The organism is Streptomyces sp. NPDC004658 (genome assembly GCF_040609555.1).
GTDB lineage: Bacteria > Actinomycetota > Actinomycetes > Streptomycetales > Streptomycetaceae > Streptomyces.
This window is the reverse complement of sequence record NZ_JBEXKG010000003.1, coordinates 35,411-48,740: the sequence shown is the minus strand read 5'-3', so window position 1 is coordinate 48,740 and position 13,330 is coordinate 35,411. Positions and strand designations below refer to the sequence as shown.

The following is a 13,330-nucleotide window of genomic DNA, read 5'->3' as shown; positions in this document are numbered from 1 at the left end:
ATCGGCGCGGGGTTCGACCGCCTCGAATCGAGTGTGCGTTCGAATGTGTCGAGGCCTTCCGTTCACGCCGATGTCGCCCGCCCGCCTCCCGCGCGTGCCACCCTCCCGGCGCTGGGCACGGCTGATGGCGGGGAAGGGGCGAGCGGGTGATGGAGCGAGGGCCGGCGATCTTCGCGGGAGTGGTGTTCGCCCTGTTCGGAGCCGGTCTGCTGGCGTGGACCGGCGCCCGCGTCCGGCGCCGGGAAGCGGTGGCCCTCGGTGTGAGTCGGGTCGCATCCGCCGCCGTCGCGAGCGTGGCCGGGGCGGCCGCGCTGACCCTCGGCGTGTACTGCCTGACCCGGCTCTGAGACGGGTCCGGACCCTGTCCGCGGCGTAAGGGGAGCGTCACGCTCCGGACAGGGTCGCCGGGGTGACCGGGCAGTCCGGGCGGCAGGAATGGCGGTAGTCGGGTTACCGTTCGAGTGGCCGTTGTGGGCTTTTCCCGTTTGACACGGGGGCGGGATGTAGCGTCACACTCCGCAGCGTCACACGAGCCAGCAGTACGCCGCGACCCCGGGACCAAGGCCTGGGGAGGCCCCAGCGTCGACCGGAGAGAAGAGCGAAGTTGTCCCCGACCAGCGAGACCGCACAGGGCGGTCGCCGACTCGTCATCGTCGAGTCGCCTGCCAAGGCGAAGACGATCAAGGGCTACCTCGGCCCCGGTTACATCGTCGAGGCGAGCGTCGGGCACATCCGCGACCTTCCCAACGGCGCCGCGGAGGTGCCCGAGAAGTACACCGGCGAGGTCCGTCGCCTCGGTGTGGACGTAGACCATGACTTCCAGCCGATCTATGTGATCAACGCGGACAAGAAGGCCCAGGTCAAGAAGCTCAAGGACCTCCTGAAGGAGTCCGACGAGCTGTTCCTCGCCACTGACGAGGACCGGGAGGGCGAGGCGATCGCCTGGCACCTCCAGGAGGTCCTGAAGCCGAAGATCCCGGTCAAGCGCATGGTGTTCCACGAGATCACCAAGGACGCGATCCGCGAGGCCGTCGCCAACCCGCGCCAGCTCAACCAGAAGCTGGTCGACGCCCAGGAGACCCGCCGCATCCTCGACCGCCTCTACGGCTACGAGGTCTCGCCGGTGCTGTGGAAGAAGGTCATGCCCCGGCTGTCGGCCGGCCGCGTGCAGTCCGTCGCCACGCGACTCGTCGTCGAGCGGGAACGCGAGCGCATCGCTTTCCGTTCCGCCGAGTACTGGGACCTGACGGGCACCTTCGCGACCGGCCGCGCGGGGGATCCGTCGGACCCGTCGTCGCTGGTCGCCCGACTCCAGACCGTCGACGGCCGGCGGGTGGCGCAGGGCCGCGACTTCGACTCCCTGGGACAGCTCAAGAGCGAGAACACCCTTCACCTGGACGAGGCGACCGCCCGTGCCCTCGCCGCCGCCCTGGAGAACACCCGCTTCTCCGTGCGGTCCGTCGAGTCCAAGCCGTACCGCCGCTCGCCGTACGCCCCGTTCCGTACGACGACGCTGCAGCAGGAGGCCAGCCGCAAGCTCGGCTTCGGCGCGAAGGCGACCATGCAGATCGCGCAGAAGCTGTACGAGAACGGCTACATCACGTACATGCGTACGGACTCCACGACGCTGAGCGACACGGCGATCAACGCGGCCCGCGCCCAGGTCACGCAGCTGTACGGCGCCGACTACCTGCCGCCGCAGCCGCGCACGTACGCCGCCAAGGTCAAGAACGCCCAGGAGGCGCACGAGGCGATCCGCCCGTCGGGTGATCGTTTCCGCACGCCCGCGGAGACCGGCCTGACCGGCGACCAGTTCAAGCTGTACGAGCTGATCTGGAAGCGGACCGTCGCCTCCCAGATGAAGGACGCGACCGGCAACAGCGTGACCGTGAAGATCGGCGGCACCGCCGCCGACGGGCGGGACGTCGAGTTCAGCGCCTCCGGCAAGACGATCACCTTCCACGGCTTCCTGAAGGCCTACGTCGAGGGTGCCGACGACCCCAACGCCGAGCTGGACGACCGCGAGCGCCGGCTGCCGCAGGTCGCCGAGGGCGACGCGCTGTCCGCCGAGGAGATCACGGTCGATGGGCACGCCACCAAGCCCCCGGCCCGCTACACCGAGGCCTCCCTGGTCAAGGAGCTGGAAGAGCGCGAGATCGGCCGCCCGTCGACGTACGCGTCGATCATCGGCACGATCCTGGACCGCGGCTACGTCTTCAAGAAGGGCACGGCCCTCGTGCCGTCCTTCCTGTCGTTCGCCGTGGTGAACCTGCTGGAGAAGCACTTCGGGCGGCTCGTCGACTACGACTTCACGGCCAAGATGGAGGACGACCTCGACCGCATCGCGGCGGGTGAGGCCAAGGCCGTGCCGTGGCTGAAGCGCTTCTACTTCGGCGAGACCCTGTCCGACAGCGGCTCCGCCGCGGCGGGCCACGGCAGCGCGGCCGACGCCGGCAACGGCGACGGCGACCACCTCGGGGGCCTCAAGGAGCTGGTGACCGACCTGGGCGCCATCGACGCGCGCGAGGTGTCGTCGTTCCCGGTGGGCAACGGCATCGTGCTCCGCGTCGGACGCTACGGCCCGTACATCGAGCGCGGCGAGAAGGACACCGAGCAGCACCAGCGCGCCGACATCCCGGACGACCTGGCACCCGACGAGCTGACCGTCGAGCTGGCCGAGGAGCTGCTGGCCAAGCCCAGCGGCGACTTCGAGCTGGGCACCGACCCGGCCACCGGCCACACGATCGTCGCCAAGGCCGGCCGCTACGGCCCGTACGTCACGGAGGTCCTCCCCGAGGGCACCCCGAAGACCGGCAAGAACGCGGTCAAGCCGCGTACGGCCTCGCTCTTCAAGTCCATGTCACTCGACACGGTGACGCTGGAGGACGCGCTGAAGCTGATGTCGCTGCCGCGCGTCGTCGGCACCGACGCGGACGGCCAGGAGATCACCGCGCAGAACGGCCGCTACGGCCCGTACCTGAAGAAGGGCACGGACTCGCGCTCGCTGCAGTCCGAGGACCAGATCTTCACGATCACGCTGGAGGAGGCGCAGGCGATCTACGCCCAGCCGAAGCAGCGTGGCCGGGCCGCCGCCAAGCCGCCGCTGAAGGAGCTGGGCGAGGACCCGGTCTCCGGCAAGCCGGTCGTGGTCAAGGACGGCCGCTTCGGCCCGTACGTCACCGACGGCGAGACCAACGCGACCCTGCGCTCCGGCGACAGTGTCGAAACGATCACTCCTGAGCGTGGTTTCGAGCTGCTCGCCGAGAAGCGCGCGAAGGGGCCCGCCAAGAAGACCGCGAAGAAGGCGGCGGCGAAGAAGACCGCCCCGGCGAAGAAGACCGCCGCCAAGAAGACGGCCGCGAAGAAGACGACGGCCGCCGCGAAGAAGACGACCGCGAAGAAGGCCACCGCCAAGAAGGCCACGGCCTCCAAGGCGACGGCTTCCGGCGCGGAGGACTGACACCCCGTCGGATCGGCGGCTTCCGCTCCCGGTTCGCGAAACGAACGCCCCGGCACCCCTTCGGTGCCGGGGCGCGCGCGTCCCCGGACACGCGAGGTGTGGTGTCGGCGGCTGCGGATAGGCTGAACGCATGACGCGAGCCGAGCAGCCGACGGCCCACCCCACAGCACCGGACGACGCCCTGGTCGCGGACTCCCGCGAGCGCGCCGTCCGTTCCCTGCTGCGCCGACCGCAGCTGAGGCGCCTGTGGAGCGCGCAGCTGGTGAGCGGTGTCGGCGATACCCTGTCCCTCCTCGTCCTCGTCCTCCTGGTCCTCCAGTCGGCGATCGCCGAGGGAGCCTTCGGCGGCGGCTACCGAGGCGTGGCGTTCGCAGTGGCGACGGTCTTCGCCGCACGCGTCCTCGCCGCGCTGCTCTTCGGCGCCGTGCTCCTCGGTCCGCTGACCTCGCTCACCGCCCAGGAGGGCCCGCTCGACCGCCGCTGGACCATGGTCGGCGCCGACGGCGTGCGTGCGGCGCTGCTGATCGTCGCGCCCCTGTGGATCGACTGGACGCCGGACAACGCGCTGGCCGCCCTGCTGGTCACCGCCTTCGTCACCGGCGTCGCCGAGCGGCTGTGGACGGTGTGCCGGGAGAGCGCCGCCCCCGCCCTGCTGCCGGCCCCGCCGCCGGAGGGCGCGACGGTACGACCGCTGCCGGACCACCTGGACGCCCTGCGCCGCCTGTCGCTGCGGACGACGTTCCTGGGCGTCCCGCTGGCCGCCGCCGCCCTGGTCGTCGCCGCGCTGCTGAACAACCTGCTGGGCACCGGCGTCGCCTGGTTCGACCAGCACCAGGCGGCCCTCGGGTCGTACGTGGCGGCGGGCCTGTTCGCCGCCTCGCTGTCCGTGCTGACCTATCTGGAGCTGTCCGACACGCGCACCCCCCGCGCGCGGTCCCCGCTGGAGGGCCTGCGCCGCCCGCGCACCGGCACCGGCGTCGACAAGGGCCGCACGGGCGCCATTCCGCTGCTCGTCCCGGCCTGTGCCGGAGTCGCCGGCGCCATCGCGGCGGCCGTCGCGGTGTGCGTGCTGCACGCCAAGGACCTCGGCGGCGGCCCCGTGCTGTACGGCCTGCTGGTCCTGGGCCTGACCGGCGGTGTCGCCGTCGGCATCCGCACCGCCCCGGCGCTGCTGCCCTCGCTCTCCCGCCGCCGTCTGCTGGCCCTGGCCATCGCCGTCACCGGCATCGCGCTGCTGGCCGCCGGGCTGGTCCCGGACGTCACCACGGTCCTGCTGATCGTCACGCTGGCCGGCGTCGGCGCGGGCGTGGCCGCCAACACCGGGCACACCCTGCTCGACCAGGAGACCGAGGACTCCCGCCGGGCGCGCACCACCGAGCACCTGCACGCCGTGGTCCGCGTCTTCATAGCGCTCGGCGCCGTGATCGCGCCCCTGGTCGCGGCCCTGATCGGCCCGCACCGGCTGGAGAACGGCAAGTTCGTCTTCGCGCACGGCGGCGCCGCCTTCACCCTGATGCTGGTCGGCGCGCTGCTGCTGCCGGTGGCCGCGCTCGTGCTCGCCAAGGTCGACGACCGCTCCGGTGTGCCGCTGCGCCAGGACCTCAAGGACGCTCTGCTGGGCGGCGACGACCCGGTCACCGCCCCGGCGGCCAACGGCTTCTTCATCGCCCTGGAGGGCGGCGACGGCGCCGGCAAGTCCACCCAGGCCGAGGCGCTCGCCGAGTGGATCCGCGCCAAGGGCCACGAGGTGGTGCTCACCCGCGAGCCCGGTGCCACCCCGGTGGGCAAGCGGCTGCGCTCCATCCTGCTGGACGTCTCCTCGGCGGGCCTGTCCCACCGCGCGGAGGCGCTGCTGTACGCCGCCGACCGCGCCGAGCACGTCGACACGGTCGTGCGTCCCGCCCTGGAGCGTGGCGCGGTGGTGATCACCGACCGCTACATCGACTCCTCCGTCGCCTACCAGGGCGCCGGCCGCGACCTGTCCCCGACCGAGATCGCCCGCATCAACCGCTGGGCCACCAACGGTCTCGTCCCGCACCTCACCGTCCTGCTGGACGTCTCCCCGGAGACCGCCCGCGAGCGGTTCACCGAGGCGCCGGACCGGCTGGAGTCGGAGCCGGCGGAGTTCCACGCGCGCGTGCGGGCCGGATTCCTCACGCTGGCCGCCTCCGACCCCGGCCGCTACCTGGTCGTGGACGCCGGCCAGGAGCCCGAGGCCGTCACCACCGTGATCCGGCACCGGCTGGACATGGTGCTGCCGCTGTCCGAGGCCGAGATCAAGGCCCAGGAGGAGGCCCGCAGGAAGGCCGAGGAGGAAGCCCGCCGCAAGGCCGAGGAAGAGGCCGCCCGCAAGGCCGAGGAGGAGCGCCTGGAGCGCGAGCGCCAGGAGCAGCTGGCCAAGCTGCGCGCCGAGGAGGAGGAGCGCAAGCGGCGCGAGCTGGAGGAGGCGCAGCGGCGCGAGGCCGAACGGCAGGCGGAGGAGGCCCGGCAGCGGGCCGAGGAGGCCCGCCGGCGCGCGGAGGAGGAGCGGCAGCGGCTGCTCGCCGAGGAGAAGGCGCGCGCCGAGGAGGAGGCCCGCCGCAGGGCCGAGGAGGAGCGGCGCCGCAAGCAGGCCGAGGAGGAGGCCCGTCGGCGCGCCGAGGAAGAGGCCCGGCAGGCCCGGCTGCGTGCCGAGGAGGAGGCCCGGCGCCTGGAGGCGCAGCGCAAGGCCGAGGAGGCGCTGCTGCGCGCGGAGGAGGCCCGCCGGCAGGCCGCCGAGGCCGCTGCGGCGGCCGACGCGGCGGCCCGCAGGCCCAGCACTCCCCTGCCCACGGCGCCGGGGGTGGTCCCGGACGCGGCCACGGTCCCGACGCCGGTGGTGCCGTCGTCACCGGCAGCGCCCCGGGGCGTTGAGGAGACCGTCCCCACGCCGGTGGTGTCGCCGGAGGCGGCCGCGCGCGGGACGGACACGCGGGGCACGGACGACGAGACGACGGTGCTGCGTCCGGTGCGTGAGGAGGGTGCCGCCCGCGACAGCCGGGGTGCCCACCCCGACTCCGAGGTGACCGCCGAGCTGCCGCAGCCGCCGGCGGCCACCGGGCCGGCCGACGAGACCGCGGTGCTGCCGCGGGTGACGCCGGGCGCGGCGGACGAGACGGCCGAACTGCCGTCGGTGGCTCCGGGTGCGGCGGACGAGACCGCGGTGCTGCCGCCCGTGCGGGACAGCGACCCGGCGGACCGGGTGCCGCCCGGCTTCTTCCGGGACGAGCGGTCCGTCGCCGGCCCCGACGGCTCCGAGCCGCGCACGCGGGAGATGCCTCGGATCGACGCCGACGCCGACGGCACGCCTCGTCGCCGTCCGCGCCCCGACTGGGCCGAGGAGACCCCGCTGGACGACCTGCCCTCGCTCGCCGACGAGCTGCTGGGTTCGTACGAGGAGGGGCAGTACGGCGACCGGGGCGACGGCGAGGACCAGGGCCGCAAGGGACGCGGCCGGGGCCGGCGCGGCTGACGGCACGCGGGGTCACCCCGCCGTGCCGTCGGCCGGCCCCGGCGGGGCTCCGCCCGCTCCCGTTGTCAGTGCCCACCCGCACAATGGATCCCGGAACGCGGAGTGTGACGGAAGGGCGGCGTGACCCATGACCGTGTGGGACGACCTCGTCGGGCAGGAGAAGGTGAGCGCGGTGCTCGACGCCGCCGCGCGGGACGCCGACGCCCTCGTCACGGCCGCCGCGGCGGACCAGCCGCTGCCCGAGGCGTCGAAGATGACCCACGCCTGGCTCTTCACCGGCCCGCCCGGCGCGGGCCGTAACCAGGTGGCCAGGGCCTTCGCCGCCGCGCTGCAGTGCGTGAGCCCCGACCGCGCGCTCGGCGGCGCCCCCGGCTGCGGCTTCTGCGACGGCTGCCACACCGCGCTGCTCGGCACCCACGCGGACGTCACGACGGTCGCCGCGGTCGGCTCCGAGATCCTGGTGAAGGACATGCGGGACACGGTCCGCAAGTCGTTCACCTCCCCGGCGAACGGCCGCTGGCAGATCATCCTGGTCGAGGACGCCGAGCGGCTGAACGAGAAGTCGGCCAACGCGGTCCTCAAGGCGGTGGAGGAGCCCGCCCCGCGCACCGTCTGGCTGCTGTGCGCCCCCTCCATCGAGGACGTCCTGCCGACCATCCGCTCCCGCTGCCGCCACCTGAACCTGCGCACGCCGTCCGTCGAGGCGGTCGCCGACATGCTCATGCGGCGCGACGGCATCGAGCCCGAGGTCGCCGCGTCCGTCGCCCGCGCCACCCAGGGGCACGTCGACCGGGCCCGCCGCCTGGCCACCGACCCGGCGGCCCGCGAGCGCCGGGCCGCCGTGCTGAAGCTCCCGCTGCGGCTGGACGAGGTCGGCGCCTGCCTCAGGGCCGCCCAGGAACTGGTCGACGCGGCCGCCGAGGACGCCAAGCAGCTCGCCGAGGAGATGGACGGCAAGGAGACCGAGGAGCTGAAGGCGGCCCTCGGCGCGGCCCAGGGCGGCCGGATGCCGCGCGGCACGGCGGGGGTGATGAAGGACCTGGAGGACATGCAGAAGCGCCGCAGAACCCGGACGCAGCGCGACAGCCTCGACGTCGCCCTCGGCGACCTCACCGCCTTCTACCGCGACGTGCTCGCCCTCCAGCTCGGCACGCGCGTGGCGCTCGCCAACGCCGACGCCGAGGACGCCCTGGAGCGGCTGGCCCGGGCCGGCAGCCCGGAGTCCACTCTCCGCCGCATCGAGGCGATCGCCGCGTGCCGCGAGGCGCTGGACCGCAACGTGGCTCCGCTGCTGGCGGTGGAGGCGATGACGATGGCGCTGCGCGCGGGCTGAGGCCGTGGGCCCGTAAGAGCGCCGGGCCGCGCTCGGAAGGAGGCCGTAACCGGCGGCCGGGCAGGGAAGCACGGCGGCCTGCCGGCACAGCAGGACGTCGCTACGGTGAGAAGGCCGCCGTGTCCCTCGTAAGGGCCACAAACGACACGCACCGCACACATCCCGTCGCACACGGTTAGGCTCGCCGGATGTACACCAGGCCATCCCCCCGCACCCGCCGGACCCGGGGCGCCCCCGCCCGGACGACGGCCCGCCTCACAGCCACCCTCCTCACGGCCGCCGCACTGCTCGTGTCCGCCTGTTCCTCCGGTAGCCCGGCCACGTCACCGGCGGGCGGGACGGTTCAGGCGGCGCTGGCCGCGCTGCCGCGTGCGACGCCGTCGGCGCTGACCCCGTACTACGGCCAACGGCTGAGCTGGCGCGACTGCGGTGTGCCCGGATTCCAGTGCGCGACGATGAAGGCCCCGCTGGACTACGCGCGGCCCGACGCGGGCACCGTCCGGCTCGCCGTCGCCCGCAAGAAGGCCACCGGGAAGGGCAGGCCGCTCGGTTCGCTGCTGGTCAACCCGGGAGGGCCGGGCGGTTCGGCGATCGGCTACCTCCAGCAGTACGCGGGCATCGGCTACCCGGCCCAGGTGCGGGCCCGCTACGACATGGTCGCGATGGACCCGCGGGGCGTCGCCCGCAGCGAGCCCGTCGAATGCCTCGACGGGCGCCAGATGGACGCGTACACGCAGACGGACCTCACCCCCGACGACCAGCGGGAACGGGACGCGCTGGTCGCGGCGGACCGGAAGTTCGCGGAGAGCTGCGGGGCCCGCTCGGCACGGCTGCTGCGGCACGTCTCCACCGTCGAGGCGGCCCGGGACATGGACATCCTGCGGGCGGTGCTCGGGGACCGGAAGCTCACCTACGTCGGGGCGTCGTACGGCACGTTCCTCGGGGCGACGTACGCCGGGCTGTTCCCCCGGCGGGTCGGCCGGATGGTCCTGGACGGCGCGATGGACCCGACCCTGAACGCCCGCAGGCTGAACCTGGACCAGACGGCGGGCTTCGAGACGGCGTTCCAGGCGTTCGCGAAGGACTGCGTGCGGCACTCCGACTGCCCGCTCGGCGGGAGGGGCACGACGCCCGCGCGGGTCGGCGCCAACCTCCAGGCGTTCTTCCGCAAGCTGGACGCCCACCCCATCCCGGCGGGCGACGCGGACGGCCGCAAGCTGGGGGAGTCGCTGGCCACGACCGGGGTGATCGCCTCGATGTACGACGAGGCGTCCTGGGAGCAGCTGCGCGAGTCGCTGACCTCGGCGATGAGGGAGAACGACGGCGCCGGACTGCTGTCCCTCGCCGACAGCTACTACGAGCGGGACGCGAACGGCCACTACAGCAACCTGATGATGGCCAACGCCGCCGTGAACTGCCTGGACCTGCCGCCGGCCTTCTCCGGCCCGGGGGACGTCGAGAAGGCGCTGCCCGCGTTCCAGAAGGCGTCCCCGGTCTTCGGCCCCGGCCTGGCCTGGGCCTCGCTGAACTGCGCGTACTGGCCGGTGCGGGCGACGGGTGAGCCGCACCGCATCGAGGCGAAGGGGGCGGCGCCGATCGTGGTGGTCGGCACGGTCCGCGACCCGGCGACGCCGTACCGCTGGGCCCGGTCCCTGGCCGGCCAGCTCTCCTCGGCCCGCCTGCTGACGTACGACGGCGACGGCCACACGGCGTACGGCCGGGGCAGCGCCTGCATCGACACGGCGATCGACACCTACCTCCTCCGGGGCACCCCGCCGACCCCCGGGAAACGCTGCTCGTAGCCCCTGCCACCCACCCCGGAACCACCCCCTCCGGGGTGGGTGCGAAGCACCCCCGGAAACTGTGTAGACTTACCGACGTTGCCGATCGCACCATGGTGCGGGCAGCGCGCCGCTTTAGCTCAGATGGCCAGAGCAACGCACTCGTAATGCGTAGGTCTCGGGTTCGAATCCCGAAAGCGGCTCCGTGAGAGGCCAGGTCATGTACCCCATGACCTGGCCTTTTGGTTGCCGGTGGGGTTCATGGGGCGGAGGCGGGCGGCCAGGAGGGCGATGTCGTCCTCGCAGGTCCCGTTGGTCAGCTGGGTCAAGAGCGTGTCGAGCAGGTGGTCCAGTGAGTCGTCGGGCGACAGGGCCATGGTGGTGAGGCGGCGTACGGAGTCGTCGATGTCCGCGCCGCGCTGTTCCACGAGGCCGTCGGTGTAGAGCAGGAGCACCGAGCCGGGTTCGAATGCGAACGTTGTCATCTCGTAGTCGCCGAGTTCCGTGCCGATGGGCGGACCGGCCGGCAGCCGCATCAGGCCGGTGCTGCCGCCCGGGCGGATCACGAGGGGCGGCAGGTGTCCGGCCGTGGCCGCGGTACAGGTTCCGGCCTCGGTGTCGACGAGGACGAGCAGGCAGGTGGCCGCGCGGTCGAGGCCGATGCGTGCCGCCCTGCGGTCCGCCTCGGTGAGCATGGCGTCCACCGGCAGCCCGGCGGCGGCGACGGTGCGCAGGACGGACCGGTACTGGCTCATGGCCACCGCGGCCTGGAAGCCGTGTCCCATGACGTCGCCCATGACCAGCAGGGTGCGGCAGCCCGGGAGGGCGATGGAGTCGTACCAGTCGCCGCCGACGAGCGCGCTGCGGCCGGAGGGCAGGTAGCGGGTGGCCACCTCGACCGTGGGGTGGGGGCTGTCGGGCTCGGAGAGCAGGGCGCGCTGGAGTTCCAGCGTCATCGTGTGCTCGTGGCTGTACCGGTGGGCGCTGTCGATGGAGACCGCCGCCCGCGCGGCCACGCCCTGCGCGGTCAGGACGTCGTCGTCGCTGAACGGCGGGGACGCTCCCCACCGCATCAGGACGACGATGCCGACGCTGCGGCCGGCCGTGGGAAGGGGGACGACGAGCACCGAGTGGACCCCGGCCGCCCGGAGGATCCGCACGCGCTCGGGGTCCACGACGACCTTCTGGAACAGCTCGTCGGAGGCCAGGTTGCCCAGCCACGGCCGTCCGCTGTCCATGCACCGCCGTGGTGCCGAGCCGCGCGGGAGGTCCACATACGGCTCGCTCCCGCCCGGCTCGCCCAGGTGCCGTTGCAGTTCGGGCGGTGCCGTCAGCTTCATCTTGCGCAGGCGGAGCATGCCGGCGGGCGGCGGGGGCGCGCCGAAGAACTCCTCCTCCACGATCCCGACCGCGGCGATGTCGGCGAGCGAGGGCGCGAGGAAGTCGGCGAGTTCGGCGCAGGTGGCCTCGACGTCGAGGGTCGTGCCGACCCGGGTGGCCGCGGCGTCCAGGAGGGCGAGCCGCTGGTGGGCGTTCTCCAGGTCGTCCAGGTACTGGCGCAGGTTGCTGACCTCGACGGCGATCCCGCACACGCCGACGACCCGCCCCTGCGTCTGAAGCCGGTGGAAGACGGCACGCCAGAGCCTTCGCCCCACGGGTGACGGCACGCGGGTCGTCCCGGTCAGGGTCACCTCCCGGGGCCGGCCGTCGGCGAGCACCTCGATCAGCACGTCGTCGGGTGACTGCACGTCCGGCAGGACCTCGCCGAGGGTCTTGCCGAGGAAGGCGGCGGCGGGCACGCCGGTGACCCGGGACCAGGCCGGGTTGACGTAGAGGTGGCGCAGATGCCGGTCCAGGATGACCACGGGGGCGGAGGTGCCCTCGACGATCCCGCGGAGGAAGCCGCACTCGCAGGACATCCGGGTGCCGTCCACGGACGGCGGGAACGGATCGGTCGCCAGGCTTCTCGGCGCCTGGGCCTGGGCCTGGGCCTGGGCCTCGGGAAAGAGCCATGACGGCGGGAGTCGTTCAGCATTCACCGTCTTCTCCAGCTGTCCGGGCAGTCGGGCCCTTTCCATCGTGTGGGGACGGCCGAGCGGACGCATCTCGGCCGTCGCGCCCGCCGTCTGCTCCGCCGGCCGAAGGAGCGCGCAGGGGAACGAAGGGCCAAAACTGGATCAAAGACGCGGCACAGTGAACCGGCGTCCGCTGAACCCGCGGATCTCAGGCAACATCTTGGTGAACGGCGGGCAGCGCGCGGTCGGGACGCGGTGCCGCTGTCGGCCGGATGGGGTGAGGGACGTGGTGGAGCCGAGGATCGCCGTCGCCGTGGTGACGATGGGCAACCGGCCCGCAGAGGTCGACGCCCTGCTGGAGTCCGTGGCCAAGCAGGACCTCGCCCCCGCCCGCATCGTGATCGTCGGCAACGGCTGCCGGCTGCCCGAGTTCGCCCGTCGGCTCTCCCTGCCCGGCGAGGTCACCACCATCGACGTCGAGGAGAACCTCGGCTGCCCGGGCGGCCGGAACGTCGCCCTCGCCCGGCTGCGGGAGTTCGGGGACGTCGACGTCGTCGTGGAACTGGACGACGACGGGCTGCTCGTCGACCCCGACGTGCTGCGCCGCGTGCGCGACCTCTACGCCGCCGACCCCCGCCTCGGCATCGTCGGCTTCCGCATCGCCGACGAGCGGGGGGAGACCCAGCAGCGGCACGTGCCGAGGATCGGCAGGTCCGACCCGCTGCGCGGCGGCTACGTCACCGGTTTCCTCGGCGGCGGACACGCCCTGCGCATGGCGATGCTGGCGGAGACCGGGGACTGGCCCGCCGAGTTCTTCTTCGCGCACGAGGAGACCGATCTGGCCTGGCGGGCCGCCGACGCGGGCTGGAAGATCCTGTACGCCCCCGAACTGCTCCTCCAGCACCCCAAGACCTCACCGGCCCGGCACGCCATCTACTACCGGGTCAACGCCCGCAACCGCGTCTGGCTCGTCCGGCGCCGGCTGCCGCTGCCGCTCGTCCCGGTGCACCTCGGGGTGTGGACGCTCCTCACCCTCGCCCGTACCCGTTCCCGGGCGGGTCTCAAGGCCTGGTTCGGGGGGTTCGCGGAAGGGCTGCGGGAGCCGGCCGGTGAGCGGCGTCCGATGCGCTGGCGGACGGTGTGGCGGCTGACCCGGCTGGGGCGCCCGCCGGTGATCTGAGCCCGGCAGGCCCGGAAAGAGGAAGCGGGACGGGGCCCCGGTCGTTCACCTCCGCCGGCCGGGGCCCTTGT

At 73.4% G+C, this 13,330-nt stretch carries 7 protein-coding genes and 1 tRNA gene; 7 read left to right on the top strand and 1 reads right to left on the bottom strand.

The window, feature by feature from the left end; translation table 11 throughout:
• The first annotated feature begins 149 nt into the window (after positions 1 to 149).
• The 6 genes from ABZV94_RS02420 (at position 150) to ABZV94_RS02395 (ending at position 10,267) form a co-directional block, all read left to right on the top strand.
• Entirely contained in the window at positions 150 to 347 is a 198-nt protein-coding gene (locus ABZV94_RS02420) for a hypothetical protein (RefSeq protein WP_356336321.1), read from the top strand.
• Between the two features lie 257 nt (positions 348 to 604).
• Entirely contained in the window at positions 605 to 3,460 is a 2,856-nt protein-coding gene (topA, locus tag ABZV94_RS02415; protein WP_356336319.1) for a type I DNA topoisomerase, read from the top strand.
• Positions 3,461 to 3,590: 130 nt separating this feature from the next.
• Positions 3,591 to 6,950: a dTMP kinase gene (tmk, locus tag ABZV94_RS02410; protein ID WP_356336317.1), complete on the top strand. Its 3,360-nt coding sequence runs from the start codon at positions 3,591 to 3,593 to the stop codon at positions 6,948 to 6,950.
• A gap of 127 nt (positions 6,951 to 7,077) precedes the next feature.
• On the top strand, positions 7,078 to 8,283 hold the full coding sequence (locus ABZV94_RS02405; protein ID WP_356336315.1) for a DNA polymerase III subunit delta': 1,206 nt from the start codon (positions 7,078 to 7,080) through the stop codon (positions 8,281 to 8,283).
• Between the two features lie 188 nt (positions 8,284 to 8,471).
• A complete protein-coding gene (locus ABZV94_RS02400; protein WP_356336313.1) occupies positions 8,472 to 10,085 on the top strand; it encodes an alpha/beta hydrolase in 1,614 nt (537 codons plus the stop codon).
• Positions 10,086 to 10,193: 108 nt separating this feature from the next.
• Positions 10,194 to 10,267 (top strand) — tRNA-Thr (locus ABZV94_RS02395).
• A 15-nt stretch (positions 10,268 to 10,282) separates the two neighbouring features.
• Here ABZV94_RS02395 and ABZV94_RS02390 read toward each other — a convergent pair.
• Positions 10,283 to 12,103 carry a SpoIIE family protein phosphatase gene (locus tag ABZV94_RS02390; protein ID WP_356336311.1) on the bottom strand — a complete coding sequence of 607 codons (1,821 nt, stop codon included), beginning with the start codon at positions 12,101 to 12,103 and terminating at the stop codon, positions 10,283 to 10,285.
• A 262-nt stretch (positions 12,104 to 12,365) separates the two neighbouring features.
• Between ABZV94_RS02390 and ABZV94_RS02385 the strand changes: the two genes are divergently transcribed.
• The gene (locus ABZV94_RS02385) at positions 12,366 to 13,259 is read left to right on the top strand and encodes a glycosyltransferase (RefSeq protein ID WP_356336309.1); all 894 of its coding nucleotides are present in this window, start codon (positions 12,366 to 12,368) and stop codon (positions 13,257 to 13,259) included.
• The last annotated feature ends 71 nt before the right edge of the window (positions 13,260 to 13,330 follow it).

Coding starts and splice junctions, on each gene's coding strand:
- ABZV94_RS02420 (WP_356336321.1), top strand. CDS start 150: ATGGAGCGAGGGCCGGCGATCTTCGCGGGAGTGGTGTTCGCCCTGTTC.
- ABZV94_RS02405 (WP_356336315.1), top strand. CDS start 7,078: ATGACCGTGTGGGACGACCTCGTCGGGCAGGAGAAGGTGAGCGCGGTG.
- ABZV94_RS02400 (WP_356336313.1), top strand. CDS start 8,472: ATGTACACCAGGCCATCCCCCCGCACCCGCCGGACCCGGGGCGCCCCC.
- tmk (WP_356336317.1), top strand. CDS start 3,591: ATGACGCGAGCCGAGCAGCCGACGGCCCACCCCACAGCACCGGACGAC.